We start from the raw sequence: 343 nt of genomic DNA, 5'->3' as shown, positions 1-343 counted from the left end.
CCACGCCGTTGCGGTTGACGATCAGCACCGTGCCCGGCGCCTTGATCTGCCCCTGGATCTGGCTGGGACGGCCGGCCGGGTCGTTGACCCGGTTCAGCACCGCCCACTCGGCCTGCTGGCGGAAGTCCACCGTGGTGTCGCGGCCGACGTTGAAGGTCTGCCAGTTGAGGATGGCGCGGTCGGCGGTCTGGTTGATGGTGACCGTCGTGCGGCCGTTCTCGGTGCTGGACCGGGGCGCCTCGGCATGGGTCCAGCCGCGCGTGAGCGCCTGCGTGTCGACCTGCAGCCCGCCGGCGGCCAGGCCGTCCGGCACGCCCGAGGCGGCATTGCCCGCGGCCTGGCG

The 343-nt window shown here is 73.2% G+C and carries 1 protein-coding gene; it reads right to left on the bottom strand.

Going from position 1 to position 343, the window contains the following annotated elements:
• Positions 1 to 343 (bottom strand): two-partner secretion domain-containing protein (locus tag AC6LJ9_RS30735; protein WP_498150469.1); only part of this gene is annotated, 343 nt, incomplete at both ends.

It is taken from the genome of Achromobacter sp. 1011811831, from assembly GCF_059760905.1.
The sequence above is the reverse complement of the archived record's forward strand: the minus strand, read 5'-3'. Positions and strand labels throughout refer to the sequence as shown.